Genomic DNA, 25,659 nt, shown 5'->3' with positions numbered 1-25,659 from the left:
GATTGCCGGATGCCCGCCGCCGCGACCATCCTGCTGTTTGGTCGCTCGCAGTGGGAAGCGCCCGACGCCGAACGCCTCCCACTCCCCCGTGCGAATTCGAGCAGAAACCCCGTCCGGAGTTGCGTACCCGCGCCTCAGCGTCGACACGCCGCGCGACCCCACAATCACCTTCCGCTCGTCGCGTCCTCGACCGAGGCGTGATCGAGTGTGCCGGGACGAGGTCGGCAACTCGTCAGGCAGTATGGTCGGCAGAGCCTGAGCCGGTGGTAGCCATCTCCCGATCGCCCGCCGGCCCGGGGGTCTCGCGGCGGGGCAGCAGCAGGGGGCTGGCGAGGATGAGCAGTCCGATGACCGTGAGAGCCGTGCGTGGGCTGGTGACGTCGGCGAGCAGTCCGCCGAGCGCGGTGAAGATCGCGATCGACGCCTGTTGACCGATGGACCACGCCGACAGGGTGCGGGCGACGCGGTGCTTGGGCGTGTGTTCGAGCCGGTAGGTGGCGAGCACGGGGGTATACAGGCTCATGCTGATGATGATCGCCAGCTCGACGGCGATGACGACGGCCAGCCCGGCGACACCGGGACGGACGAAGACGAGGCCGATCAGCCAGATGGCGCGCAGCGTGCCGACGGTCCGGAAGACCCAGTGCTGGCCGTAGCGGGCTACGACCCGGCGGGCGAGCCGGGAGCCGATGAGTCCGCCGACGCACGGGGCGGCGAAGGCGAGGCCGTACTGCCAGGGCGGGAATCCGAGTTGGCGAAGCAGGAGCACGGCCAGCAGCGGCTCGGTGGCCATGATCAGTCCGGCGACGAGCAGGTTGTTGAGGTAGAGCGTCCGCAGGCCGGGGTGGGCCAGGATGTGCCGCCAGCCGTCGAGTAGCTCACCGGCCCGTACCCGGCTTTTGCCGGTCCCGCCCGGATGCTCCTCCCTGCCGCGGATCGCGGTGATGCTCGCGGCCGAGAACAGATAGCTGAACGCGTCGGCCACCACGGTGGTGACCGGCCCGAACAGCCCGATCGCCGCGCCGCCCAGGGGCGGCCCGACCGCGATGGAGCTCCAGTTCGTGGACTCGAACCGCGCGTTCGCCACGAGCAGGTCCTCCGGCCGGACGAGTGCCTTGAGGTAGGCGCCGCTGGCCGCGTTGAACGCGATCTTGGCCGCGGCGACGACGGCCGAGACGGCGAGCAACTGGACGAAGCTGAGCCAGCCGAACGCGTACGCGACCGGGATCGTCATCATGACCGCGAAGCGGGACAGGTCCATCGCGACCATGACCGGCCGCTTGCGGCGGAACTCCACCCACGGCGCGAGCGGCACCGCGATCAGCGCGCCCACTGCCGGCCCGACCGCGGACAGCGCGGAGACCTGAGCCGGGCTGGCGTGCAACACCAGCACGGCGATCAGCGGGAACGCGCCGAACCCCAGCCCGGAGCCGTAGGCGCTGACCGCGTAGGCCGTCCACAGCCAGCCGAACTGCCGTCCCAGAGACCGTCTCGCCACAAGCTCCGCCTTTCGCGTCGCACAACCTGTCGGTGATCGCCCCGGATCAAATCAGGGCCCGGCAGCCGGATCAAACAACTGGGTTGCCAGCGAGCCACAACGAAATGTTGTACGGGTAGGGTCTCCTGGCGTGGATCTCGATGCCGTGCGCACCTTCGTCGCCGCCGCGGACGCCGGCCAGTTCCAGGAGGCCGCCGCGGCGCTGTCGATCACCCAGCAGGCTGTCTCCAAGCGCATCGCCACGCTCGAGAAGGACCTGGAGGTGCGCCTGTTCACCCGCACGGCCCGCGGCGCCCGGCTCACCATCGACGGCCAGGCGTTCCTGCCACACGCCCGTGAACTTCTCCGGGTAGCGGAGCGGGCCGACGCGTCCATCCGTCCCGGCCGGCGTGCCCTCCGCGTCGACGTCGTCAACCGGCGCACCGCACCGGCGGTCCTTCTCCAGGACTTCCACCGCGCGCATCCCGACATCGAGCTGGACGTCGTGACCCTGAGCCTCGACGCCTACGTCGACGCGGCGATCGCCGCCGTGGAGGCCGGGACGATCGACGCCACCTTCCGCGCCGTTCCTCCTCGGCAGCATGTGCCGGACGGGATCAGGACCGACCACGTCATCAACGAATCGCACGAGCTGCTCGTCGGACCCCGCCACCCGTTCGCCAACGCCCGCGCCGTCGCGCCGGCGCAACTCACCGGGCATCGGATCTGGATGCCCGGCCTGGACGACCGGGGGGAGGTGACCGACTACTACGACGAACTCGTCGCCGCGTTCGGACTCAGGATCGACGTGGTCGGACCCGTCTTCGGAAACGAGACCCTGCTCGACGAGATCGCCGACTCCGCCGACCTCGCGACCCTGGTCGGCGAAAGCTCGCGATACCTGTGGCCGGACAGCTACGACCTGCGGCGCATACCGATCCGCAACCCGACGCTGATCTACCCGATGTCACTGATCTGGCGCGACGACAACCCTCACCCGGCGCTCAACAAGTTCCGCGACTACCTCGACTCCAGGCGGCCCGACCCAACCGACGCCGGCGTCTGGATGCCGACCTGGGACCGACGAGCGGTCTGACCGGTGGCGTACCCGCTCCGGCACCCCTCCGGTCCGGTGCCCACGGCCGGCGCGGCCTACCGGAAAAGCCGTTAACCGGTAGTCTGACCCGAAATCACTGGGGAGGAAGCATGACACCACTGCGAGTCATCGTGACCGGTGCCCTCGTCGTCGCGGGCAGCGCGCTCGCGGCGCCGTCACCCGCGCAGGCCGACGTCAGCCCGCACTGCGCCGACGCCGGATACTGCCTGTTCTCCGGCACCAATTTCACCGGGACCGAGGTGACGGTCTCCTCGGGATCGGGCTGCCGCCCGGTGAGCGGCCTCGGCATCGCCACCGCCCGTTCCGCTGCCCGAGGCTACGGCGACAGCTACGCCCTGCAGCTGTACTCCGACACCACCTGCACCACCTCGGCCGGCGTCGTATTCGACGAGGTGGCGAGCACCTCGGCCACGGCGTACCGGCTCGTTCCCATTCCGGGCTGAACGACTCCCATGCCGCCCGCCCACACTCGATGTGGGCGGACGGCATTGGTAGCCGTGCCCGTCAGCCCCCGCTCGGGGCGAGGCAGGCGATCGGGGCGTTGACGGTACCGGTCTTGCCGGCGGCGGTCACCTTGACGGCGGCGGTACCGGTCCAGCCGACCGGCGGCCGGACGTTGGTCACCTGGGCACTGCCGTTGCCCTTCACCCCGGTGCGGAACGTGACCGGGGTGCTGATGCCGCCGCCGTCCAGCGTGTACGAGGTGCTCGGCAGGCCGCCGGTCACCGTGACCGAGACCGTGGCACCGAGGTCGTTGCACGCCCCGGGCGCCTGAGCCGCGTTGAGCTGACCCACCGGCGTGCTCACCGCGCCGACCGGCCCGCCGAAGTACTGCGGGAACAGGTCGCCGGTCGGCCAGGAGGTCACCTTGCCGGCCGCCGTCCACAGCGCCGAGTCGATGGCGGAGTACGTCGACGAGGTCGGGTCGGAGGCGTCGGCGCGCTGGTTGAACAGGGCCGACCAGCTCCACCCGTTGTAGGTGCGCACCAGCCAGGTCCAGGTGCCGTCCATCGACCCGTTGTGCCAGGAGTTGTACCCGACGCCGCCCGAGGTCGGTCGTACGAACCAGCCGTAGCCGTAGTACCAGCCGTCGGCGTTGACGCCGGTCTCCGGCACCGCGAACGTCGCGTTGACCGACGCCTGGTTGAGCACGTTGGTTCCGGCCGGCAGGTCGAAGATGGTGGCGAAGCGCACCAGGTCCACGGCGCTGGCCAGCCAGCCACCGTTCGCGTCGTGGTTGGCCAGGTTGAACGAGCCGCCGTACGGGCCCGGGACGACCGTGCCGGACGGGTCCAGCACGGTCGACGCGGAGTTCAGCGAGTGGTAGGTGGCCTCGACCGGCAGCGGGTCGCTGTACCCGGCGTGCCCCTGGCGCATGCGCACGATGCCCAGCGGGCCGAGTACCGCCTGCTGCACATAGTCGGCGTATGCCTGGCCGGTGACCGCCTCGATGACCCTGCCCAGGAGCATGAAGCCGTAGTTGCTGTACCCGTAGGCGGTTCCCGGCGCGTGCGCCAGCGCCCGCCCGGAGTTGTACTCGATGATCTGGCGCTGGTTCACCGGCAGTGGCGTACCGAAGAACTGGCTGATGGTCCGGTCGGCGAACATCGGGTCGAAGCCGGTGACCGCCGGGTCGCCGAAACCGCCGAGGTGCTGGAGAACCCGCCGGATCGTGGTCTGGGCCAGCCGCGCGTCGGCGGTCTGCCCGGGCGGCGGGGTCAGGTCGACCAGCTCCCCGATCGGCTGGTTCAGATCCAGCCGGCCGTCCTGAGCCAGCCGGCTGATCGCGGTGGCGGTGATCGGCTTGCTGAGGCTCGCGACCCGGAAGAGGGTGGTGGGCTCGACGTACTCCTCCGGCGGCGGGGACACGGTACCCGGGCGCAGGGCGTAGCCCGTGGCCTTGACCAGCCGGCCCTGATTGGTGACGGCGATGGCTCCGCTGGTGATGCCGCGCGGTCCCATGAACCCGAGCATGGTGTCGTCGAAGCTGGTCAGGCCGGGCAGCGACGTCCCGGTCAGGTGCGACATCCACAGCGTGCCGTTCGCCGCGGACGCCCGGACCGCCGGCACCAGCGCGGCGGCGGCCCCGGTCGCGCCGGCCAGCTTGAGCAGGGAACGACGGCGCACTTCAGTCACGATGATTTCCTCCCCAGAACCCCGTTGATGATCTAGGTATACCGGACGGCGCGACGTCCTCCGCGTCCGGGCGCCGCCACGCGGCACTCACCCGACCGCGACCTCGCCTCGGCTCGACCGAGCACTTCGAGACACGGCCTAAGAGTGCTCTAAGAACTCCCGCCGATCATTCGTGCCGTGTTGGATACCGTCTTCGGGCTGCCGATTCATCCGCTGGTCGTGCACGCCACCGTGGTCATGGTGCCGGTGGCCACTCTGCTGGTCGGGTTGTGCGCCCTGCTGCCGGCGGTACGGCACCGGTTGGCGTGGTCGGCAGTGTTGGCCTGTGCGGTGGCGTGCGTGACCGTGGCCGGCGCCGCGCTGTCCGGCGGGCCGCTGGAGGCCAGGGTCGGCGGCGGCGCACTGGTCCGTCATCATGCCGACCTGGCGAAGCTCCTGGTCGTATGGGTGCTGGCGATGAGCGCCGCGGCCGTGATGCTGGCCTACCTCGACTGGTACCGCGGCGGCACCCGGGTGGCCGGCTGGCTGCCCGTGCCGCCGCGGGTGATCCGAGCGCTGGCTCCCGCGTCGATGGGTCGGCTGGCCTGTGCGCGCTGGCTGCTGCCGGCGATGGCGGGACTGAGCCTGGTGACCGCGCTGGGCACGCTGGTACAGATTGTGCTCGTCGGGCACTCCGGAGCGCAGGCCGCCTGGTCAGGAGTCGGCAGCGCCGCGGGTGGCCGGTAACTCGCGGCCGGCGGGCTGTTGACCGACGCGGGGAGAGTGCGGCCGCTGATCGGCCGGGCCGTCGGTGGCGGTCGTCGTCCAGGCCGGCAGGGTGACGGTGAACGTGGCTCCGGCGCCGAGCGATCCGGTCGCGTCGACCGTACCGCCGTGGGCCTGCACCGCTTCCCGCACCAGCGCCAGCCCCAGCCCGAACCGGCGCCGGTCACCGTGGCCGCCGCGGGCGAAGCGTTCGAACATCCGCTGCGTACCGGTCGGGTCGAAGCCGGCGCCGTCGTCCTGAACACGGCAGGTGACCACTCCCCGGGCGGGCTCGTGTCCCAGTCGGATCGTGATGTGACCGCCGGCTACGGTGTGGCCCAGCGCATTGTCGATCAACGAGGTGAGTACCCGACGCAGCGCGGTGGCCGCCCCGCGCACCACGTACGCCCCATCGATCGGCACGACGGCGCGCAATTCGATGGAGAGCTGCGTGCTGCGGGCCTGTTCCGCGGCGACCGCGTCATTGACCAGCTCGGCCAGGTCGACTGGGCCGAAGGTCGCCGGTTCGGCGCGCAACTGGGCGGCGAGGAGCAGTTCCTCCACCACGTCACCCAGGTGTCGGGTGCCGAGAATGAGCTGGCGCACGTCCTCTTCCAACCGGACCGGGTCGCCACCCCGGCGCAGCTCCCGGTCCAGCAACTGCGCGCGGGTGTGCAGCTGGGTCAGCGGAGTGCGCAGTTCGTGGCTCGCGTCGGCGACGAACCGTTGCTGCCGCTCGAACGCCTGGCCGAGCGGCACGATCGCGCGCCTGGCGATGACCGCACCGACCAGCGCGGCCAAGCCCAGTCCCACCACCCCAGCGGCGGCCAGCCCCCAGTACAGCCGGTGCCGCTCACGTTCGGCCTCGCTGATGTCCACCGCGGCCTGCACCGCGACCGACCCGACCCGCTGGGTCTGCACCTCATATTCCCGGCCGGCCCGGTGGATCGTGGAGCTACGGGCCCGCCCTCCCGAGAAGACCGAGTTCAAGACTGCCGGGGCGATCGGGACGGCCGGGGCGCCGGGGCTGGCCTTCAACCCGTCGGAGGTGCGCTGGTAGATCCAGACACCCCGGGGCGGTTTGGTCAGCGCGTCCTGATCGGCCACCGCCTGAGCCACCTGACGGCGGGCGTCGGAGTGCCCGGTCTGCAGGACCAGTCCGACCGCGAGCGCGTCGAGCAGCAGCAGGGCCGCCGCGAACATGGCGGCGGTCTGCAGAGTGATCCGCCGCCAGACACCGGCAACGAGCTTCTGGTCAGCGACCGCGGGGCGACGCGTCACAGGACACCAGCGCGGTAGCCGAGCCCCCGGACGGTGCGGACCGAACCGGTACCGAGCTTGCGCCGCAGGTAGTGGACATAGGTGTCGACGATGGACGGCGACTCGGCCGCCTCGAAGACCTGTGCCCGCAGCTCATCTCGGCTGTACACCCGGGACGGGCGGCCTGCCAGCACTCGCAGCAGTGCCGTTTCCCGCCCGGACAGCTCGACCTCGGTGCCGTCTGCCAGCCGGGCCACCCGGCCGGCGATGTCGACCTCGCCGGCGCCCAGCCGCAGCACCTCGGCGACCGCCAGATGCCGGCGGCGCAACGCTCGGAGCCGGGCCAGCAGTTCATCGACCTCGAACGGCTTCACCAGGTAATCCTCCGCACCGGCGTCAAGCCCGGCGACCCGGTCGGCCACCGCGGAGTAGGCGGTCAGGATCAACACGGGCGTGGTCAGGCCACGGCGGCGTAGCCGGAGGATGAGGTCGAAACCGTCGATACCGGGCAGGCCACGGTCGATCAACAACACATCGTGCTCGCGGGTCAACGCCTTGTGGAGGCCGGCCTGCCCGTCCCTGGCAAGATCCACCCGGTACCCGCTGTCCCCCAGCAGCCGGTCCAGCATCCCGCACAGTTCCGCGTTGTCCTCGACCACGAGGATCCGCGGCGACTCGCTCACGACCAGGTCACTCACCGCTCGATTATCCCGATCCCAGCTGGAAGAACGCCCAGGATCGGACAGCCGGGCACGCCACGTCCAGCACGGCCCGATCTCGCGACGACCCCCGGAGCCGCGAGCAGCCGGAGTTCCCGTTGGATTCCCCCTAGACCTACATGGCGTAGGAATTGATACATGTATATGCTTCTCTGGTCCGGGGAGGTGATTTCAAGCAACGGAAAGGAACTGACGTGTTCGACCGGGTCCATGGAGAAGTCCTGTCACTCTTCCGGATCGTGACAGGGCTGTTGTTTGTGTGCCACGGGGCCGCCACGCTCTTCGGCGTGTTGGGCGGCGCCTTCGGCACGGGACACGCGACCACGGCGGGCACCTGGCCCGGCTGGTACGCGGCGCTCATCCAGCTCGCCGCCGGGACGTTGGTGCTGATCGGCCTGGTCACCCGTCCCGCCGCGCTACTGGCTTCGGGCTCGATGGCCTACGCGTACTTCACCGTGCACCAGGAACGCGGGCTGTGGCCGATCCAGAACGGCGGGGAGTTGCCGGTGATGTTCTGCTGGTCATTCCTGCTGATCGCGATCTTCGGTCCGGGAGCCTGGTCGGTCGGGGCGCTGATCAGGAAGAGTCGTGGGGTGTCAGGCGCCGAGCTGGCGGAGGCGTAGCACCCGCTCTCACGAAGCTGGATCCGAGCGCCGTTCCCGGGGCGTGCCACACACGGAGAGCACGACCCCGGGAACACGTATTCATTCGGGCTCGACGAGGAGCCGGGCGTAGTTGGACATCGACCGCTGGTAGCGCGGCAGATGCTTGGCGAGTGCCCCGACGGCGATCGACACCGCTTCCCGCTCCCGGCCGACGCTGGTCAGTGCCAGCGCGAGCGTCGCGGTGACGGCGTCGTCGAGTTCGTCGGAGCCGCGCCCGCGCTCCTCGGTCAGCAGCCGCACGCTCTCCTCGGGCTGCCCGATGTTCCGCAGCGAACTGGACATCTGGATCACCGAGCGCCGCCGGCGGATGCCGTCGATGCCCAGTTCCAGCGCTTTGCGGTACAGCGGGACCGCCTTGTCCGAATGACCGGTCGAGTCCCAGGCGCAGGCCCGCTCGAACGCCGCCACCGGATGGTCCGGCCCCAACTCGTCGACGAGTGCGTCGACACGCTTGCGGAACTTCTCTTCGTCCCAGTCGTCGGGTGCCGCGTTGAAGGCGGCCCACAGGTCCGCGCTGCGCTGTTCCCAGTCGGCGTTCGGATTCATCGTCTTCTCCTCATGATCGCTCGTTCAGAAGTTACCGCGCGAGTCTGTGCTCGCCTCCGCCAAAGGACGGCTCCGGCTGTGTTCAGACGGAACTGTGCGGGCCCGGGTAGCATGGCCGCCAGTGTTTCGGCGACAGCCGAATCTCTCTGTGCGGAAGGTGGTGCGGATGGCGGTCAGGTTGCGGTTCAGTCCGGCTGACCTGCTGCGCTGTCGCTTCGCCATCTCGCCCATGTTCGAGACGCTGTCCGCGGTGCGCTTGTTCTCCCCCCACGAAGGCGTCGGCCCGCACCGCCGCTGGCTCGACACCATCGACGCGCGGGAGCTCGACCTGCGGCCGCTGGCCCTGATCCAGCCGCGTCGCGGCTACACCCCGGATTTCCTCTCGCCGCCGCCGGTCAGCCCGCACCCCCGATTCGAGGACGAGTTGGAAGCGGTGGCGGCTACCGACCATGATCGGGTACGTGCGGAGCTGCGACGGTCACTGGCGGACAGCCCGGGGGCGGCCGAGACCGCGACCGGACGGATTCTGCTGGGCGACACTTCCAGTGTTCTCCAGACGCTGGTCTCGCTCCTGAAGCGGGCCTGGAAGGTTCTGGTCGAACCCGTCTGGCCGCAGGTACGCGGGCTGCTCGACGCCGACGTGAGCTTCCAGACCCGACGTCTCGCCGAAGGCGGTCTGGACCGGTTGTTCGCCGAGCTACATCCACGGCTGCGCTGGAACAACGGCGTACTGACCCGCGACTACGGCGACGACGAGCGTCGCGATCTGCGCGGCGAGGGGCTTGTCCTGGTGCCGAGCGCGTTCAAGTGGGATCAGGTCGTCGTCATCACCGACCCGCCGTGGCAGCCCACGGTGGTCTACCCGGCGCGCGGGCTCGGTACGCTCTGGCAGCCGCTTTCCGCCGATCGGCACGCGGCTCTGGGCCGGTTGATCGGCACAACGCGCGCGGCACTGCTGCTGAGCCTCGACGAGCCGGCGACCACCACCACACTGGCCCACCGCCACGCGCTGGCCGCCGGGACCGTCTCCGGGCACCTGTCGGTGCTGCGCGACGCCGGGTTCGTCGCCGGACAGCGGCACCGGCACGAGATCCGGTACCGGCGCACACCCCTCGGCGAGGCGGTTCTCCGGTAGCGCACCCCGTCGATCATGACTGTCCGATGGGGACTGTCCGATCTGGACCGTTCACGAGGGACCCGGCCCCCATGGACACGGATGGGTCGGCGACCGCGGCGGCCGGCGCGGTGCGCAGGTTCGGCAGCCACGGGCCGGGGCCGCCGTGGCGCAGCCGGAGGAGGAAGTCGAGGACACCGGCCGTACCGGCGCCGTAGGCGTACCCGTTGTCGGGTTCCGCGCTGATCCGCAGCCCGTCGACGGCCACCGCCTGGTCGGCGATGACCTCGCCGATCCGGGCGGCGTCGGCCCGCCAGCGACTCTCGCCGGTCACATCGGCCAGGTCGAGCAGCAGCTGCCCGGCTCCGGCCAGCCCGCAGCAGGCGCCTGGCGGGCTGGTCCACAGGCTGTGCGCGGCCGGTGCGCACCGGCGGGCCGCGCTGGCGAACCGGTCGTCGCCGGTCGCCGCGGCCAGCCGGATGAGGAACATGCCGGCGCCGGCGGATCCGTTGCACCAGTGCAGCCCGTCAATGCGGTCGTCTCCGTCCGGCGTCGCAGGCCAGAACAGGCCGCCGCGGTCGGGACGAGCCGCCCGCAGCAACGTTTCGCCCGCGCCGCGGGCGGCCCGCCAGAGCCGTGCGGACAGACCCGACAGGTCGTCGCGGCGGGGTGTGGCGCCTTTCGCGGCGGCGGTACGGTCCGCGACCTCGGCGGCGTGCAGCAGGAATGTCGCGATCCCAGCGAGGCCGTGGCCGAAGCCGTAGGAGCTGTGCGTACCCGAGGTGGCGCCGGTGGTCGACGGGATCGACCACCGCCACTCGTCACCATCCCGGTCGGCTGCCGCCAGGACCGCTTCGGCGCCGGCCAGTGCGTCATCTCGCAGCACGGGATCGTCGGTGGCCTGCCAGAGACGGATCCGGGCCAACCCGGCTCCGGACACGCCGTTCGTGACATCGGCGTTGGGGCCGCAGACAGGCAAGCAGTGAGCCAGCGCCACCGCTCGGGCGGCGAGCCGGCTGTCGCCGAGCAACACGGCGGCGTCGTACAACGCGATGGCGGTCCCGGCGCGGCCGAACGACAACCCGGGCAGGATCCGGGACACCTCGTACAGTCGCGCGTCGACCCAGGCGGCGGCCTGCTTCACCAGGTCGAGAGCCGTGTTGTCTATAGTGGACGGTCGGTGCCGGGCCGCACGAGTGAGGGTGGCGAGCACTCCGGCGGCGCCGCGCCACGCGTCACACGGATCGTGGTGCACCGTGGCGCGGTCGGAACGCCAGAGATAGGGCTCCTGCGGGCTCATCCCGCGTCGCAGGTGCTCGATGCCGTCGGCCAGCAGGCGGTCGGTCTCCTCGCCGCTCCCTGGTCGCCCGGGCGGTGCGACCCGTGCCGCGGGCCGCCCGGCACCCGGTTCGGCGGCCAGGTACGCCTGCGCCGCGGCTGTGGTCCACCGGACATTCGGGTCCGTGAGCGGACCTCTGGACACCTTCATCCTGTCGCTCCCCCTCTTCTCGCCCTTGCGGCGGCACATCCGCGGGACGAATGCTCGGGGCACCGTCCGCGGTCCAGCGGCGAGGCACACCGCCGCGGACGCTCGAACCCGCGTGTTCGTCGGCAACGCTAGGGATCGGCGGGTGCTGCGCGGATCGGGGAACCTCCTAGTCGATGCCGGCCTCGGGTATGTCGGGTTCCTGTCGGATTCGCCCGAGCGGATCGGGCAGGCACTAGCGTCCGGGTGTGCGGAGGACACCTGAGCGGTGAGTCCGATGGTTACCGGCGGGGCGGCGGCCGGAGATGGCGAGGACGGGGGTCTGGTCGGGCGGGCCAGTGAGCGCCGCCGGCTGGATGAGTTGCTGGCCGCCGCGGACCAGGGCCGCGGCGGTGCTCTGGTGATCCGCGGTGCGGCCGGCGTCGGCAAGACGGCGCTGCTGGAGTACTGCTGTGCGCGGGCCGACGGGATGCGGGTACTGCGCGCCAAGGGAGTGCCGTTCGAGGCGGAACTGCCCTTCTCCGCCTTGTATGAGCTCGCCCGACCGCTGCTGGAGTCACTCGATGAACTGCCGACGCAGCAGGCGGACGCGCTGCGGGCCACGTTCGCGATCGGCGGAGCCGGACCGGTCAACCGGCTGGCCGCGTACGTGGCGACCCTGAGCCTCCTCGCGACGGTGGCCGAGCGGGCGCCGGTACTGTGCCTCGTCGACGACGCGCACTGGATCGACCACGCCTCCGCCGAGGCGCTGCTGTTCACCGCACGGCGGTTGCTCGCCGACCGGGTCGCGATCGTCTTCGCCGCCCGGGACGCGTCGAGCTTCGACGCACCCGGCCTGCCCGAGTTGCCGCTGTCCGGGCTGACGTCCGACAGCGGGCTCCGGCTGGCCATGCGGTCCGGCCTGGGCCGGCGGGCGGCAGCCGAGCTGGTCGCCGCCACCGCGGGCAATCCGCTGGCCCTGATCGAGTTGCCGGCGATCCTGACCGAGGCCCAACGGCAGGGCCGCGCTCCGCTGGAGCACCCGCTGCCGGTGGCGGACCGCATCGAGAGGGCCTTTCTGGCGGAGGCCCGCAACCTGCCTGAAGCCACCCGGCAGGCCCTGACCATCTGCGCCGTTTCCGAAGCCAGCGCACTGGCTCTGCTCGATCAGGCGCTGAAGGTCGAGGGACTGGACCTGGGTGTGTTGGATCCCGCGGTCGACGCCGGGCTGATCGGGGTACGCGGGCAGGAGGTGACGTTCCGGCATCCACTGGTGCGCGCCGCGCTGCACAGCGCGGTCGGTCCAGGGCAACGCAGGTCCGCGCACCTCGCGATCGCGGCAGTGTTGACGGGTGCCGATGAGATGGACCGGCGCGCGTGGCACCTCGCGGCGGCCGCCACCGGACCGGACGAGGAAGCCGCCGCGCTGCTGGCCGAGACGGCCGAACGGGCGCAACGCCGGGGCGGGGTGGTGGCCGAGGCGCGAGCGTACGAGCGGGCCGCCCGGCTCACACCCGACCCGGAGAGGCGGGCATCCCGGCTGTACGGGGCGGTCCGGGCGTGGACCAACGCCGGCTCCGGCGTGCACGCGATGGCCCTGGCCGACGAGTTGCTTGCCCTCACCCAGCGCGGCGACCTGCGCTGCCAGATAAAGGCGCTGCAGGTGCACCTCGCCCAGCAGCACGGCGGCACCGACACGGTCGACGAGACGTACCTGGCCGAAGCGGAGGCGTATGCGCGCACCGACCCGGTCAGCGCGGGCAAGATGATGAGCGCCGCCGTCAACCAGTGCTGGCCACGCCTCGATGTCGCCGGGATGCTGTCGGTGTGCACGAGAGCCATGGAACTGATCTCGGGCACCGCTGGCACCGCTGGCGCCTCGGACACCGCTCACGCTTCGGACACCGCTCACGCCTGGGACATCACGCAGGCCGCTCACGCCTCGGCCGCGACCTGGCCGAAGGGACCGATCAGGCTGGCCGCCGCCCAGGTGCTGGCGGGGCTGCCCGGCGGCGCCGCACTCGCCCGCGACTGTGTGACCGCCTGCGGAAACCGCGCGGACGGCTCGGCGGCGGAACTGGCCGAGGTGCTCTGCTGGCTCGAAGACTACGACACCGCGCGCTCACTGCTGGAACGCGAAATCGGCGAGGCGCGCGCGGCGAACGATGTCTTCCTGCTGGCGTACGCCCTGACCCGCCTCGCCGGGCTCGAGTACCGCACCGGTCGGCTGCACGCCGCGTACCGGGCAGCCACCGAGGCGGTACTGATCGCGGAACAGGTCGGCCTGCCCGCGCAGCGGGCGAACGCCCTGGCCATGTTGGCACTGGTGGAGGCCCTGCTCGGGGAGGAGGCCCAGGCGCTGGCGCGCGTCGACTCCTGTCGGCTGCTCATGCCCCCGGGATTCCGGGACATCGAGGCCCGGATCCGGTACGCCCACGGGATGTCGGCGGTTGTCGCGGCCCGCTGGACCGACGCCGTCACCGACCTGGAGTGGATCCGGTCCGCGCAGCTTCGCGGTGGCATCACGGAGCCGGGCTGGCTTCCCGTCACGGGCAACCTGGCCGAGGCGTACGCCCATCTGTCCCGTCCGGACCAGGCTGCGGACCTCGTGCGGCAGCTGGACGCGGGTACTGGCCGGATCACCACCCGGGCGGCGGTAGCCCGCGTCCAGGGATTGATCGCCGCCGAGCGAGGCCTCGACGACGCGTTCGCCACGGCGTTGGCGGCGTGTGATCCGGCGGTGCTGCCGCTGGAGCGGGCCCGCACGCTCCTGTGCTACGGGCAGCGCCTGCGCCGGGCCAAGCGCCGCCGGGACGCGCGCAGGCAACTGCACGCGGCGCTGCCGCTTTTCGAGGCGATCGGTGCTCAGGGGTGGGCACGGCGGTGCCGCGCCGAGATCAACGCGACCGGCCGACAGACCCCGAGCCGTGACGACCACGCCACCGGGCAACTGACCGTCCAGGAACGACAGATCGCCCTGCACGCCGCGGAGGGCCTGACCAACCGGCAGATCGCGACCCGCATCTTCCTGTCCCCCAAGACCGTCGAATACCACCTCGGGAACATCTACCGCAAACTGAACCTGCGCTCGCGCCCGGAGCTGATCCGCTACCTGTCCCGCCCGGCGCCTTCCGAACTGGACTGACAGCATCGGCCTTGGCGGTTGAGTCGCCTCACCGCCGAGCAGCGAGCCGAACTCGCGGGCCTGATCCAGAGCAGAGCGGACGCGACCCAGACGCCCGCTCTGCGCGAATTCATCGAGTCCACGCCCGCGGCTCTCGGACTCGCGGGCGAGGACGGAGCCGTGGGCGAGGACGGAGCCGTGGGCGAGGACGGAGCCGCGGCGGAGGTCGTTCCCCGACCGGACCCCGGGGCCGCGGTGCGGTTATCTCAGCCCCGCCTCGATGGCCTGGCGGGCCGCCAGAGCCGCGAACCGTCCGGCGTCAGTGTCCGCGAACAGCAGGCCCACGCCACCGTCGGGGGCGACCAGGGCGCCGATGAACCCACTGACCCGGGGGAACAAGGGCTGGCGCGGATCGGGCGCCGCCAACCGGATGGGGAACGCACCGGATATCGCGTGCGAGATTCCGTCCGCGACCGCTCCCGGCCCGATCCCGCTGGCGTCGACCGTGTTTCCCAGGTGGCTGGCGATCAGGTCGTACCCGGGATGGTCCTGCGCCGCGTCCGGGGGCGGCGTGTGGAAGTCGGCCTCCTGCACGAGTACCTGGAAGTGGGCGGACCAGTTCTGGTCGGGCAGTAGCAGACCGGCGTCGTGGAAGCCGTTGATGGTGAACGTGATGACCCGGTTGCGGGCGCGGACGAAGTCGCCGTACGAGTTGCTGACCGCGTCGATCGAATGCTGCGGGTACAGGCCGATGTTGTCCGGGCTCTGGTGCACGATGCGGTCGAAGGTCCGCCACACGTACGTCAGCAGTGAATCCCGGTCCAGGTAGGCCGATGGCGCGTCGGTCACCCGCTGCCCGTCGTAGCACAAGGCGCCCGCCTGGAACAGCACGGCGGACTGCTCCGGTACCGGCTGGAAGGTGTCCCGCAACGGGTACCCCAGCGAGCCCTTCTCCCAACCGCGGCGGCCCCACTCGCCGCGCAGCGCCCCATTGATCCAGAACGGACCGGTGTCCGGGTGCCAGTAAATGGACCCGTCCTTGTCGAAGTGGTTGTACCGGCCCGTCCCGTCCGGGCACGGCGTCTCGTCGGTGACCGGGACGCCGAGCAGTTCCAGTCCGTTGATCGAGTCGTACTTCGACCGGATGCCGCCGTGAATCTCGTGGGCACCGGTGCGCGGTCCGAAGTAGACGGTGCAGTTGTCGTACCGCTGGAAGTAGACCTTCTCGTCGGCGAAGATGCCGGGCGCGGACTGGATGGCGCCGTTGGCGGCGCCGGTGAACCCGGGCGAGAGCTGTGCGGCCTTCTGGTGGATGGCGTCCCGCGCGGCCACGAAGTGGGCGTCGAGCAGCGAATCGAGCGGCGGCCCGAAGCCGGGTGGCAGGTGCGCGGCGAGGATTTCCGGGCCGTCGTGTGGACCGGGCATGTCGGCTCCAATCTCTGGGTACCGCTGTCTGCCGGCCAGCGTCCCGCCGCCGGCGAGGCCCGGCATCAGGGCCAGCCCTGAAATGGCACACCGGAGCGGACGCCGGCGTGTCGGGTTCATGACCCGCGGTTGACCCCGGCGGGCACCGGCCGCATTCTGGCCGCGTGATTCCGTGGCGGGCAACGGGAGCCACCCTCGCCGGACGCGGTCAGCTCGCCGCCTCGGACCCACGGGCCGGCAACCCGCTCACCGTCTACGCCGCGGCGGCGCTCGGGCTGTTGGTCGCCGCGAGTGTTCTGCCGCTCAAGGCGCGGGACGCCACCCACTCCGTCGCCGATACCGTGTTCGGTGGGGTCAGCGGCGTGCTGTTCATCGGCGCCGGCCTGCTTGCGTTCCACCGGCGCCGCGACAACCCGATCGGGTTCCTGATGGTGCTCGTCGGCGTGGGTTGGTTCGCCGAGGATCTGCAGTTTTCCCACGGCCGGCTGGCGTACACGGCCGGCTTGATGCTCGGTACGGCATCGAACGGGTTCCTCGCCCACCTGGTCCTCGCGTTCCCGACCGGACGGCTCGGCTCGGCGGTCGAGCGGTGGCTGGTCGGCATCGCCTACGCCACCGCCCTCGGGCTCTCGCCGCTGGGCGTCGTGTTCGTCGACCCGCGCGACCGCGGCCGGGAACGCGCGGCCAACCTGCTGCTCGGGTACCCCTCGGACGGAGCCGTCAAGGTGATCGGCGGGCTGGTGTACGGCCTCGGCGCGGCTGTCGCCGTGGGCATCGCGGTGGTGTTGCTGCGGCGATGGTTCGCGGCCAGCGCGCCGCAGCGGCGGCTGCTCGCCCCGGTCTTCCTCACCGGGCTGGTCGGCGCGGTGGCGTCCGCTGCCAGCAGCGCCGCCGCCGACGGGACGCTTGCGCGGCTGATCTGCCTTGAGGTGTACGGGGTGGCCTTCTGCCTGCTGCCGCTGGGGTTCCTCGCCGGCGTGCTGCGGGTCAGGCTCGGCCGGACCGGGGTCGCCGCACTGCTCATCGACCTCCAGCGGCCGTTCACTCCGGCGCGGTTGCGCGACCGGCTGGCCGTCGCGCTGGGCGACCGATCGCTGCGCATCGGCTACTGGCGCCCGGACGGCGGGCAGCTTGTCGACGCCGAGGGAATCCCGCTGCCCGTCCCGCCGCCGGGTCGGGTGGTGACGTTCGTCGAGCGCGACGGCCGCCGGGTCGCCGGGCTGGTCCACGACGCCGCGCTGCTGGACGATCCGCACGTCCTGGAGGCCGCCACGGCAGCCGCCGGCCTGCTGCTGGACAACCAGCGGCTGACCGCCGAGGTGCGCGCGCAGTTGGCCGAGGTGCGTGACTCCCGCGCCCGGATCGTCGCCGCCGGTTCCGAGGAACGCCGGCGGATGGAACGGGACCTGCACGACGGCGTACAGCAGAGCGTGGTGGCCGCCGCGATCGGCGTGCGGATGGTCGACGAAAGCCTTCCGCCGGACGCCGATCCGCGGCTGCGAGCGTTGACCCGTGCCTGCGCCGACAGTCTCGAAGCCGCGCTGGCGGAACTCCGGGAACTGGTCCGGGGCATGCACCCGGCGATCCTGTCCGAGCTGGGTCTCGTACCCGCGCTGGAGTCGCTGGTCGAACGGGCGCCGGTACCGGTCGCGCTGACCGCGCCGCCGCTGCCCCGGCTCCCCACGCCAGTGGAGGAGACGGCGTACCGGGTGGTCGCGGAGGCGCTGACCAACGTGATGAAGCACGCGCGAGCCAACCGGGTCCAGGTCCGGGTCGGCTACGACGGCACAGTGCTGCGCGTCGAGGTGGTCGACGACGGGATCGGCGGGGCGGACCTGGCGGGTGGGTCGGGTCTGCTCGGGCTGACCGACCGGGTACGCGCGCTCGACGGCGACCTCGTGCTGCGCAGCGCGCCCGGACACGGTACGTCGGTGTCGGCGGTCCTCCCGGGAGGCGCGTGATGCCGGTACGGGTGGTGCTCGCCGATGATGCCGTTCTCGTGCGTAGCGCGATCGGCACGCTGCTGGGCCATCACGGTTTCGAGGTCGCGGCCGAGGTCGGCGATCCGGACGCGTTGTGGGACGCGGTCGTCACGCACCGGCCGGACGTTGCCGTGGTGGACGTCCGGATGCCGCCGACCCACCGCCTGGAGGGGCTTGAGGCCGCCGTGCGGATCCGGGCCGCCCATCCCGGCGTCGGTGTGCTGGTGCTCTCCCAGCACCTCGAGTCGCGCTACCTGGCCGACCTGCTGAGCGGCAGCGCCCGTGGCGTGGGGTACCTGCTGAAGGAACGGGTCGCCAGCGTGACCGAGTTCCTGGACGCGCTGCACCGCGTTGCCCGCGGCGGCTGCGCGGTCGACCCGGCCGTCGTCGCGGTGATGCTCGCCGACCGGCGGCGCGAACAACCGCTGGGACGGTTGACCGCGCGCGAACGGGAGGTGCTTGCCCTGATGGCCACCGGCCGTTCCAACGTGGCGATCGCGGCGCAGCTATGCCTGACCCCGAAGACTGTGGAGTCACACGTGCGCAGCATCTTCCTACGCCTGGACCTGCCGCCCGAGCCCGACTACCACCGGCGCGTCCTGGCCGTCGTCGCCTACCTGCGCACCGCATAGCGTCCTACGCACCGCATAGCGTCCTACGCACCGCAGAGCCTCCTACGCACCGCACGGCCTACGCACCACACAGCCTACGCACCGCGTCGGCGGTCAGCGCGGCCTTCGGAAGGAAGCCGGCCGCGCCGCAGTCACGCACCCGAGAGCCGTAATCCGCCCCGGCACCGATCGAGCAGAGCACCACCCGGGCCGCCGAGCCGGTGTCTCTCAGCGTCCGGCAGACGGTGAACCCGTCCAGGTCGGGCAGCCGCACGTCGAGCAGCACCACCTCGGGGGCCAGCTCAGCCACCACCGCGAGCGCCTGCCCGCCGGTGGCGGCCTCCCCGACGACCTGGAACCCGCCATCCAGCAGCAGCGCCCGCGCCATCGCGCGGAAGCCGGCGTGGTCATCGACAATCACCACCGTCACCATCGCGGCCTCCCGGACGAGCTTCACCCGCCGCCGCCGTCCCGACATCAGGGTCAGCACTGATGTGCGGCGCCCGGTTCGCCCGCACCATCGGGGCACGGCCTCCACCGAGTGGGACAGGATCGAGGGACAGTGACAGAGAGCGTGCGGCCGGACGGATCGGGCGGGTACATCAAGAAGTCCAGCTCCGAGTCCGGCGGAAAGGTCTACACCCACCTCGAGCACGTGGACGATCAGGGGCGGGTCACGGCAACGGGTGACGAGGTACGCGGCACCGACCAGTCGGGCAACGGGCATGTCGACCGCACCACGGACATCCGGGATCCGGACACCGGGCAGACCTACCACGAGGAGCACCACACCACGGAGTACCGGCAGGACACACCCGACGGCGAACACCAGAAGGGCGAGACGGTACACGACTGGTCCACGACCGAGTCGGATGCGAGCGGCACTCGGGAGACCCGGGGGTCGGACGTCCAGAAGGCGGACGGGACCAGAAGTACGACCGAGGTCACCAAGGATCTCACGACTGGCGAGACGACGATCAGGACGACGACCGTCGACGGTCGCGGCAACGGCAGCGAGCGCACCGAGGTCCTCGACGGCAACGGTGAGGTGCGGTCCGACGAGACGGTCCCGGTCCACGGGACGCCCGAACCGGACGACGGGCCGGTCGGCCCGTTCCCCGACCCGGACCCGGACGTCGTGGAGCCGGACCCGCGGCCCGACCCGGATCCCGATCCGGACCCAGACCCCGATCCCGACCCAGACCCGGACCCCGACCCGGACCCCGGACCCCAACCGGACCCCGGACCCGAGCCGGACCCGGATCCCGAGCCGGACCCGGATCCCGATCCGGACCCGGATCCCGATCCGGATCCCGGACCCCAACCGGACCCCGATCCCGGACCCGATCCCGATCCTGGGCCCGAACCGGGTCCAGACCCCGATCCCGACCCGGATCCCGGTCCTGACCCAGACCCCGATCCCGGACCCGGACCCGAACCGGGTCCAGACCCGGACGAGGTCATCGACCTCGGGCAGCTCCGGGCGCCCGGTCGGCTGACGATACCCGCGCTGCGGGACGTGATACGCGCCGAACTGGAGGGATCGTGACAAGCATTCCGCGGTACAAGTCCGACGAGGCCGTGGTCTACGACGACGTACTCCCCGCCGACCAGTTCGCCGCCCTCTTCCGGTACCTCAACGGAGTCGAGTACGCCTCGGTACACGCGCAGCGGTGGCACAAAGTCTGGCGGCTGACCGACGGGAACCCGTTGACCGCCAAGGCCGGCTGGTACCACCCGCGGCCCGTCGGCCGGCCGCGCACGCCCCGGTACCCGACCGGTACCCCGCTGGACCGCCTCGTCGACTGGATCGTGGCACGGGTACCCGACGTCGCGTCCGTGGTCGGCAACCTCGACGCGTGGGAGGCGCTGTCGTTCGCACCCTGGATATACCCGGCCGGCTCCGGGCTGTCGCTGCACCAGGACGGCGCCCGCTACACCGGTGCGTTCACCTACTTCGCGCACCCGCACTGGAAACTGCACTGGGGCGGACACCTCATGGTGTTGGATCCCCAGACCCCGCGGCGCGACCTCGCCGGCGGCGAGCTGATGCCCGCGTTCCTCAACGACGACGATGAGACCGCCCGCGTGTTCGATCCCGGACTGGCGCAGGTCATCCTGCCCAGGCCGAACCGCATCGTGTTCATCTCGCCGACCGCCCAACACGTCCTGACCAAGGTCGACGCCTCCGCCGGCCAAGCGGCCCGCGTCTCCGTCGCCGGCTTCTTCCACAAGCCCGCCACCCGACCGCAGGCCCCCTGACGCCGGACTCTCAGCGCCACGCGGGTACCGGCGGGACACCTCGGCCGACCGCTTCCCTGCGTGCCAACGCACAGAACTCGCGTACCTTCGCCCGCACCGGTTCGGTCTCCATCCCGAGCACCCTGTACATCAGCCCGGCGTCATTGGGCAGCCGGGAGACTCCGGCCGCGAGCGGCACATCGCCATCCCAGGACGGTGGTGTCCGGTCGAACACCCGGCGGGCACAGCCGGGCGCGGTCAGCAGAACTGCGCTGCCCAGCACCTGGAAGTCGCCGAGCACGCCGAGGCGGTCGGTCGGCCACCGTCCCGGAGCCACCACGAATTTGTCCACGAACAGATCCGGTCCGTGCGGGCGGCCCGCGCGCAGCGTGGAGGAGAACAGGTCGTACTGGAACACTTCCCCACCCCCGTGGTGTGTGCGGCCGGGCAGCAGGGTCTCCGCGTACAGCAGGGTGGCGGACTCCGGCAGCGTGACGGTGGTGTGCGTGATGAACCTGCTGTGCCGGTACGGGACGACGGGCTCCGGGAGACATTCCAGGTAGGCGTTCTCGGCGAGGTCGAGCCGTTGGATCTGGGAGGCGTAGTTCGCGTCCATCGCCTGGATCTTCGTGGCCGCCTGGGTGGTGACGAGCGCCCGGGCGCCCGCGCCGAGGGACACGTCGATCCGGTACCGGTCGCCCTGCAGGATCCCGCCGGACGTCGAGATGACGTACACGCAGGCCAACTCGGGCATCTCCGGATCCCAGTACAGCGCCCGCTGCGCCAGCAGCGGAGCCTGCCGGTACAGGTCGGCGAGAACCGTCCGGCCGGCTCGGTGCTCGAAGGCCAACCGCAGCAGGCCGACCTTGCCCGGTGCGGCACTGGGCAGCTGTGCCGGCTCATCGTGGTACGGCGCCAGTTCCGGTGCGTCGTCGAGCTCGATCACGCGGGTACGTCCACCGGATCCGGCGTGGACGCCAGGTCGAACAGCGCGTTGTGCCGGACCAGGGTGATCAGCGCGTCGATGCCGTCGCCGGTCTTGCAGTTGGTGAAGACGAAGGGTTTGCCGCCGCGCATCGCGGTCGCGTCCCGCGCCATGACGTCCAGATCGGCCTCGACGTGCGGGGCGAGGTCGGTCTTGTTGATGACGAGGATGTCCGACTGGGAGATGCCCGGACCGTTCTTGCGCGGGACCTTGTCTCCGGCGGCTACGTCGATGACGTAGATGAAGTAGTCGACCAGGGCCGGGCTGAAGGTGAGGGTGAGGTTGTCCCCGCCGCTCTCGATGAGCACCAGGTCGGTGTCCGGGAACCGGGCCTCCATGTCTTCCACCGCCGCGAGGTTCATGCTCGGGTCCTCGCGGATCGCCGTGTGCGGGCAGGCGCCGGTTTCCACGCCGATGATGCGTTCGGCCACCAGTACCCCGGTCAGCGCGCGCCGGACGTGCTTGGCGTCCTCGGTGGTGACCACGTCGTTGGTGACCACGAGGACTCGCAGCCCGCCGGCGACCAGCCGGGGCACGATGGCCTCGATGACCGCTGTCTTGCCGCTTCCGACCGGGCCGCCGATGCCGATCCGGCAGATGGTTTTCATGACTGTTCTCCCGAAGCTGTCCGCTCAATTCATGAACATGCGCACGTGCGCGTGGACGTGTGCGGCCGCCAGCACGTCGATGACCGGGCCGAAGGTCGCCATGTCGTCGAGGTGCGCGCCGGCAGCCCGTTGGTAGTCCTGCGCGGCACTCGCGGCCGTCGCGTACAGGATCGCCTGGGTGTCGAGGTGGTCGACGCGCATCAGGCGCAGGGCGGCGCCGAGCACCATGACCGCGACGCCGTACTGGTGCGCGGCGAACGCGTCCTGTTCGGACAGTCCGAGCCCGGCGAACAGGACGCCGAGGGCGACCGGGTAGGTGACCGGCACCCGGTCGGTGGCGGCCTGGCGCAGCCGCCTGTCGAGCATCGAGTCCCCGACGATGCGGGAGGCCGCCTCGGCCAGTTTGCGGCCCATCCGCACGGTCATCGTCCGGGCTTCTTCCGACAGCTTCCGGAGGTGCACCGCCTCGTCGGCGTCGCGGATCCGGTTCAGGTCCCCGGCGGCGGCGCCGCGGTACCCGGCGAGCAGCGCGACGCCGTCGCCGGTGGCGGCCAGGTGGGTCACGGTGCGGGTGAACTCCTCCAGGCCGGCCCGGTCGCGGACGACTCCGTGCTGGACCGCGGACTCCAGCCCGCCGGAGAACGCGAACGTGCCGACCGGGAACATCGAGTCGCCGAACTGGAGCAGTGCGAGGGCCGCCGGGATGCCCGGCGCGGGCACCCCCATCACTCGTCGCTGTGCGAGTGCGGCGTCGCACCCGCGCCGCCGAACAACCGGCGGGACTCGTGCGGCGCGAGGTATGCGATGACTTCGGTTCCGGGTACGAACGAGTGGCACACGCCGGCGAGGTCGTGGGTACGCATCACGGCGTCCATCACCTTCCGGTCCACGGTCAGCGGCACGTACACCCGGCTGCCCTTCACCACCGCGGGCCAGTGCTGGTTGCCGATCGCGTGCCCGAGTTCGACGGCCGTGCGCAGACCGAGATCGGTTGGCTCCTTCTCCAGCGCGGTCAGGTCGACGACCATCACCTCGCCGAGCTGGATCCGGGCGACGATCGCCGTGGCCGCCGCGCCGTTCCAGTGCAGGATGTCACCGTCGCGCAGCCGGCTGCCCCGGCGCAGCGACAGCGCCACCTCGGCGCCGTCCAGCGTCCGCTTGCGCAGTCGGGTCTTCTGCGCCTCCCACTGGTCCAGTGGCAGGCTGTCCACCCTGGCCGCGGCGAGCCGCGTCGCCCAGTCGGGCTCACAGGCGTTGCCCAGTACCGATTCCACGAGCATCTCGCAGCCCTCCGGTTAGCTGAAGAAGTACAGCTGGGACAGCGGGAGGTTCTTCGCCGGGGCGACCGTCGCGTGCACCCCGTTGACCTTCACCGCGAACGTCTCCGGATCCACCTCGATGTTCGGCAGGGCATCGTTGCGGACCATTTCGCGTTTGGTGAGCCCGCGGGTCCCGCGTACCGGAAGGACCCGGCGCCGCAGGCCCAGCCGCTCCCCCACGCCCGCCTCGCAGCCGGCCTGCGACATGAACGTCACGCAGCTGTCCGCGAGCGCGGTGCCGTACGCGCCGAACATCGGCCGGTAGTACACCGGCTGCGGAGTCGGCAGCGACGCGTTGGGATCGCCCATGACCGACCAGACAATCATCCCGTTCTTGATGACCATCTTGGGTTTCGCGCCGAAGAAGGCCGGCTCCCACAGCACGAGGTCGGCCATCTTGCCGGCGGTGACGGAGCCGACCAGGTACGCGACGCCCTGGGTGATGGCCGGGTTGATGGTCACCTTGGCCAGGTACCGCAGTACCCGGAAGTTGTCGTTGTCCGGCGAATCCTCAGGCAGCTTGCCCCGGGCCGTCTTCATCACGCTGGCCAACTGCACGGTCCGCAGCCAGTTCTCGCCGACGCGTCCCATCGCCTGCGAATCGCTGGCCATCATGGAGATGACGCCCAGGTCGTGCAGGACGTCCTCGGCGGCGATCGTCTCCGCCCGGATCCGGCTCTCGACGAACGCCACATCGGAGGGCACCGCCGGATTGAAGTTGTGCGCGACCATCGTCATGTCGAACAGTTCGGCCTGGGTGTTGACGCCGTACGGGTTGGTCGGCGTGGTCGAGCTGGGCAGGCAGTTCATCTGGCCGGCGACCGTGATGATGTCCGGCGCGTGGCCGCCACCGGAGCCCTCGGTGTGGTACGTGTGAATGGTCCTACCCTCGAACGCGGCGATGGTGTCCTCGACGTACCCGCTCTCGTTCAACGTGTCGGTGTGGATGGACACCTGGACGTCGAAGCGCTCGGCGACGGTCAGCACCGACCGGATCGCCTGCGGCGTGGCGCCCCAGTCCTCGTGCAGTTTGTAACCGGCCGCGCCGGCGCGGGCCTGCTCCTCCAACGGAGCGAGGCCGGAGCTGTTGCCCTTGGCCAGCAGCCCGACATTGACCGGAATCCCCTCGAACGCGCGCATCATCGCGTGCAGGTTCCACGGACCGGGGGTGCTGTTCACGCCGTTCGTGCTGTCGCTGGGACCGGTTCCACCGCCGAAGATTGTGGTGGTGCCGTTGCTGAGCGCGGCGTACGCCTGCTGTGGCGAGATCAGGTGCACGTGGGTGTCGACGCCACCCGCGGTGAGGATGAGGTGTTCGCCGGAGATGGCGTCACTGCCCGGGCCGGTCACCAGTCCGGGGGTGACCCCGTCCATCACGTCCGGGTTGCCGGCCTTGCCGATCCCGGCGATTTTCCCGTCCCTCACGCCGACATCGGCCTTGACGACACCGAGCTGCGCGTCGAGCACGGTCACATTCGTGATGACCAGGTCCAGCACGCCGTGCGCGTTCGTGAGTTCGGCGTTGGAGCCCATGCCGTCGCGCAGCGTCTTGCCCCCTCCGTACATGGCCTCGTCGCCGAGCACCCGGAGGTCCTTCTCGATCTGGACGTAGAGGTCGGTGTCGGCAAGCCGGATCTTGTCGCCCACCGTGGGACCGAACAGTCCGGCGTACTCCTGCCGGGAGATCTGATTCATCGGCTATCCCGCGTCGGCGCCTGGGTGGGGTGTGAAGTCACGGATCAGGGCGCGCCACGCCGCCCGCGCGCGATCCGGCTGGTACCCGTGCGTGGCGGCGTTGCCGGTCCAGCCGTTGACCAGGCCGTTGAACCCGTACACGCGTTGCCGGCCTCCGTACGGGACGAGCTGCACCGTCTTCTGGTCGCCCGGCTCGAACCGGACCGAGGTACTGGCCGGGATGTCCAGCCGGCGACCGAACGCGGCCTCCCGGTCGAACTGGAGGCTCCGGTTCGTCTCGTAGAAGTGGAAGTGGGAACCCACCTGGATCGGCCGGTCTCCCGTGTTGCGCACCTCGATCCGGATGGTGGGTCGCCCGGCGTTCAGCTCCAGCGGTTCGTCCGCGAGCACATACCCGCCGGGTGGCACCTCGGCCGCCATCGTCAT

At 71.0% G+C, this 25,659-nt stretch carries 24 protein-coding genes; 10 read left to right on the top strand and 14 right to left on the bottom strand.

The window, feature by feature from the left end:
* Positions 1-232 precede the first annotated feature (232 nt).
* The gene (locus tag Raf01_RS15990) at positions 233-1,498 is read right to left on the bottom strand and encodes an MFS transporter (protein WP_239133646.1); all 1,266 of its coding nucleotides are present in this window, start codon (positions 1,496-1,498) and stop codon (positions 233-235) included.
* A 130-nt stretch (positions 1,499-1,628) separates the two neighbouring features.
* On the opposite strand from Raf01_RS15990, the gene Raf01_RS15985 reads away from it, so the two are divergent.
* On the top strand, positions 1,629-2,573 hold the full coding sequence (locus Raf01_RS15985) for a LysR family transcriptional regulator (RefSeq protein ID WP_203918666.1): 945 nt from the start codon (positions 1,629-1,631) through the stop codon (positions 2,571-2,573).
* Positions 2,574-2,683: 110 nt separating this feature from the next.
* Positions 2,684-3,037: a peptidase inhibitor family I36 protein gene (locus Raf01_RS15980; protein WP_203918665.1), complete on the top strand. Its 354-nt coding sequence runs from the start codon at positions 2,684-2,686 to the stop codon at positions 3,035-3,037.
* A 61-nt stretch (positions 3,038-3,098) separates the two neighbouring features.
* Here Raf01_RS15980 and Raf01_RS15975 read toward each other — a convergent pair whose 3' ends face one another.
* Positions 3,099-4,730 carry a serine hydrolase domain-containing protein gene (locus tag Raf01_RS15975; RefSeq protein ID WP_203918664.1) on the bottom strand — a complete coding sequence of 544 codons (1,632 nt, stop codon included), beginning with the start codon at positions 4,728-4,730 and terminating at the stop codon, positions 3,099-3,101.
* 177 nt (positions 4,731-4,907) lie between these two features.
* Here Raf01_RS15975 and Raf01_RS15970 point away from each other — a divergent pair, with 177 nt between their 5' ends.
* Positions 4,908-5,456, top strand: coding sequence for a hypothetical protein (locus Raf01_RS15970; RefSeq protein ID WP_203918663.1), 549 nt, complete (start codon positions 4,908-4,910; stop codon positions 5,454-5,456).
* Here Raf01_RS15970 and Raf01_RS15965 read toward each other — a convergent pair.
* Together Raf01_RS15965 and Raf01_RS15960 are read right to left on the bottom strand one after the other, a co-directional pair.
* Positions 5,424-6,755 (bottom strand): sensor histidine kinase, encoded by a 1,332-nt coding sequence (locus tag Raf01_RS15965; RefSeq protein WP_203918662.1) that lies wholly within the window; start codon positions 6,753-6,755, stop codon positions 5,424-5,426. The genes Raf01_RS15970 and Raf01_RS15965 overlap by 33 nt on opposite strands.
* Entirely contained in the window at positions 6,752-7,432 is a 681-nt protein-coding gene (locus Raf01_RS15960; RefSeq protein WP_239133645.1) for a response regulator transcription factor, read from the bottom strand. The genes Raf01_RS15965 and Raf01_RS15960 overlap by 4 nt, the downstream gene beginning before the upstream one ends.
* Before the next feature lie 215 nt (positions 7,433-7,647).
* On the opposite strand from Raf01_RS15960, the gene Raf01_RS15955 reads away from it, so the two are divergent.
* Positions 7,648-8,076, top strand: a complete 429-nt coding sequence (locus Raf01_RS15955) for a DoxX family protein (RefSeq protein WP_203918661.1) — start codon at positions 7,648-7,650, stop codon at positions 8,074-8,076.
* Positions 8,077-8,157: 81 nt separating this feature from the next.
* Here Raf01_RS15955 and Raf01_RS15950 read toward each other — a convergent pair whose 3' ends face one another.
* On the bottom strand, positions 8,158-8,664 hold the full coding sequence (locus Raf01_RS15950; protein WP_203918660.1) for a tetratricopeptide repeat protein: 507 nt from the start codon (positions 8,662-8,664) through the stop codon (positions 8,158-8,160).
* A gap of 166 nt (positions 8,665-8,830) precedes the next feature.
* On the opposite strand from Raf01_RS15950, the gene Raf01_RS15945 reads away from it, so the two are divergent.
* Entirely contained in the window at positions 8,831-9,799 is a 969-nt protein-coding gene (locus Raf01_RS15945) for an ArsR/SmtB family transcription factor (RefSeq protein WP_203918659.1), read from the top strand.
* A 13-nt stretch (positions 9,800-9,812) separates the two neighbouring features.
* Here Raf01_RS15945 and Raf01_RS15940 read toward each other — a convergent pair whose 3' ends face one another.
* Positions 9,813-11,267, bottom strand: coding sequence for a lanthionine synthetase C family protein (locus Raf01_RS15940; RefSeq protein ID WP_203918658.1), 1,455 nt, complete (start codon positions 11,265-11,267; stop codon positions 9,813-9,815).
* A 274-nt stretch (positions 11,268-11,541) separates the two neighbouring features.
* Here Raf01_RS15940 and Raf01_RS15935 point away from each other — a divergent pair, with 274 nt between their 5' ends.
* The gene (locus Raf01_RS15935; RefSeq protein WP_239133657.1) at positions 11,542-14,388 is read left to right on the top strand and encodes a helix-turn-helix transcriptional regulator; all 2,847 of its coding nucleotides are present in this window, start codon (positions 11,542-11,544) and stop codon (positions 14,386-14,388) included.
* A 240-nt stretch (positions 14,389-14,628) separates the two neighbouring features.
* Here Raf01_RS15935 and Raf01_RS15930 read toward each other — a convergent pair whose 3' ends face one another.
* Complete coding sequence (locus Raf01_RS15930; RefSeq protein WP_203918656.1) at positions 14,629-15,792, bottom strand: LGFP repeat-containing protein; 1,164 nt, start codon at positions 15,790-15,792, stop codon at positions 14,629-14,631.
* 164 nt (positions 15,793-15,956) lie between these two features.
* On the opposite strand from Raf01_RS15930, the gene Raf01_RS15925 reads away from it, so the two are divergent.
* Positions 15,957-17,753, top strand: coding sequence for a sensor histidine kinase (locus Raf01_RS15925; RefSeq protein WP_203918655.1), 1,797 nt, complete (start codon positions 15,957-15,959; stop codon positions 17,751-17,753).
* Positions 17,753-18,406 (top strand): response regulator transcription factor, encoded by a 654-nt coding sequence (locus Raf01_RS15920; RefSeq protein ID WP_203918654.1) that lies wholly within the window; start codon positions 17,753-17,755, stop codon positions 18,404-18,406. The genes Raf01_RS15925 and Raf01_RS15920 overlap by 1 nt, the downstream gene beginning before the upstream one ends.
* A 58-nt stretch (positions 18,407-18,464) precedes the next feature.
* On the opposite strand, the gene Raf01_RS15915 is transcribed toward Raf01_RS15920, so the two are convergent.
* Positions 18,465-18,842 (bottom strand): response regulator, encoded by a 378-nt coding sequence (locus tag Raf01_RS15915; RefSeq protein WP_203918653.1) that lies wholly within the window; start codon positions 18,840-18,842, stop codon positions 18,465-18,467.
* Positions 18,843-18,947: 105 nt separating this feature from the next.
* Here Raf01_RS15915 and Raf01_RS15910 point away from each other — a divergent pair, with 105 nt between their 5' ends.
* Both Raf01_RS15910 and Raf01_RS15905 read left to right on the top strand, forming a co-directional pair.
* The gene (locus Raf01_RS15910) at positions 18,948-19,934 is read left to right on the top strand and encodes a hypothetical protein (RefSeq protein WP_203918652.1); all 987 of its coding nucleotides are present in this window, start codon (positions 18,948-18,950) and stop codon (positions 19,932-19,934) included.
* A complete protein-coding gene (locus tag Raf01_RS15905) occupies positions 19,931-20,647 on the top strand; it encodes a 2OG-Fe(II) oxygenase (RefSeq protein WP_203918651.1) in 717 nt (238 codons plus the stop codon). Before Raf01_RS15910 ends, Raf01_RS15905 begins: the two co-directional genes overlap by 4 nt.
* Before the next feature lie 10 nt (positions 20,648-20,657).
* Here Raf01_RS15905 and Raf01_RS15900 read toward each other — a convergent pair whose 3' ends face one another.
* The 6 genes from Raf01_RS15900 to ureB are packed head-to-tail and all read right to left on the bottom strand — an operon-like array spanning position 20,658 to position 25,659.
* Positions 20,658-21,572, bottom strand: a complete 915-nt coding sequence (locus tag Raf01_RS15900; RefSeq protein ID WP_203918650.1) for an urease accessory protein UreD — start codon at positions 21,570-21,572, stop codon at positions 20,658-20,660.
* Positions 21,569-22,219 carry an urease accessory protein UreG gene (gene ureG / locus Raf01_RS15895; protein ID WP_203918649.1) on the bottom strand — a complete coding sequence of 217 codons (651 nt, stop codon included), beginning with the start codon at positions 22,217-22,219 and terminating at the stop codon, positions 21,569-21,571. Before ureG ends, Raf01_RS15900 begins: the two co-directional genes overlap by 4 nt.
* 24 nt (positions 22,220-22,243) lie before the next feature.
* A complete protein-coding gene (locus Raf01_RS15890) occupies positions 22,244-22,945 on the bottom strand; it encodes an urease accessory protein UreF (protein ID WP_203918648.1) in 702 nt (233 codons plus the stop codon).
* Complete coding sequence (locus Raf01_RS15885; RefSeq protein WP_203918647.1) at positions 22,945-23,499, bottom strand: urease accessory protein UreE; 555 nt, start codon at positions 23,497-23,499, stop codon at positions 22,945-22,947. The genes Raf01_RS15890 and Raf01_RS15885 overlap by 1 nt, the downstream gene beginning before the upstream one ends.
* A gap of 15 nt (positions 23,500-23,514) precedes the next feature.
* Positions 23,515-25,233 carry an urease subunit alpha gene (locus Raf01_RS15880; RefSeq protein ID WP_203918646.1) on the bottom strand — a complete coding sequence of 573 codons (1,719 nt, stop codon included), beginning with the start codon at positions 25,231-25,233 and terminating at the stop codon, positions 23,515-23,517.
* 3 nt (positions 25,234-25,236) lie between these two features.
* A complete protein-coding gene (gene ureB / locus Raf01_RS15875; RefSeq protein ID WP_239133644.1) occupies positions 25,237-25,659 on the bottom strand; it encodes an urease subunit beta in 423 nt (140 codons plus the stop codon).

The sequence above is a fragment of the Rugosimonospora africana genome (assembly GCF_016862975.1).
Lineage (GTDB): Bacteria > Actinomycetota > Actinomycetes > Mycobacteriales > Micromonosporaceae > Rugosimonospora > Rugosimonospora africana.
Note: the sequence above shows the minus strand (reverse complement) of the source record. Positions and strands in the feature narration are given on the sequence as shown.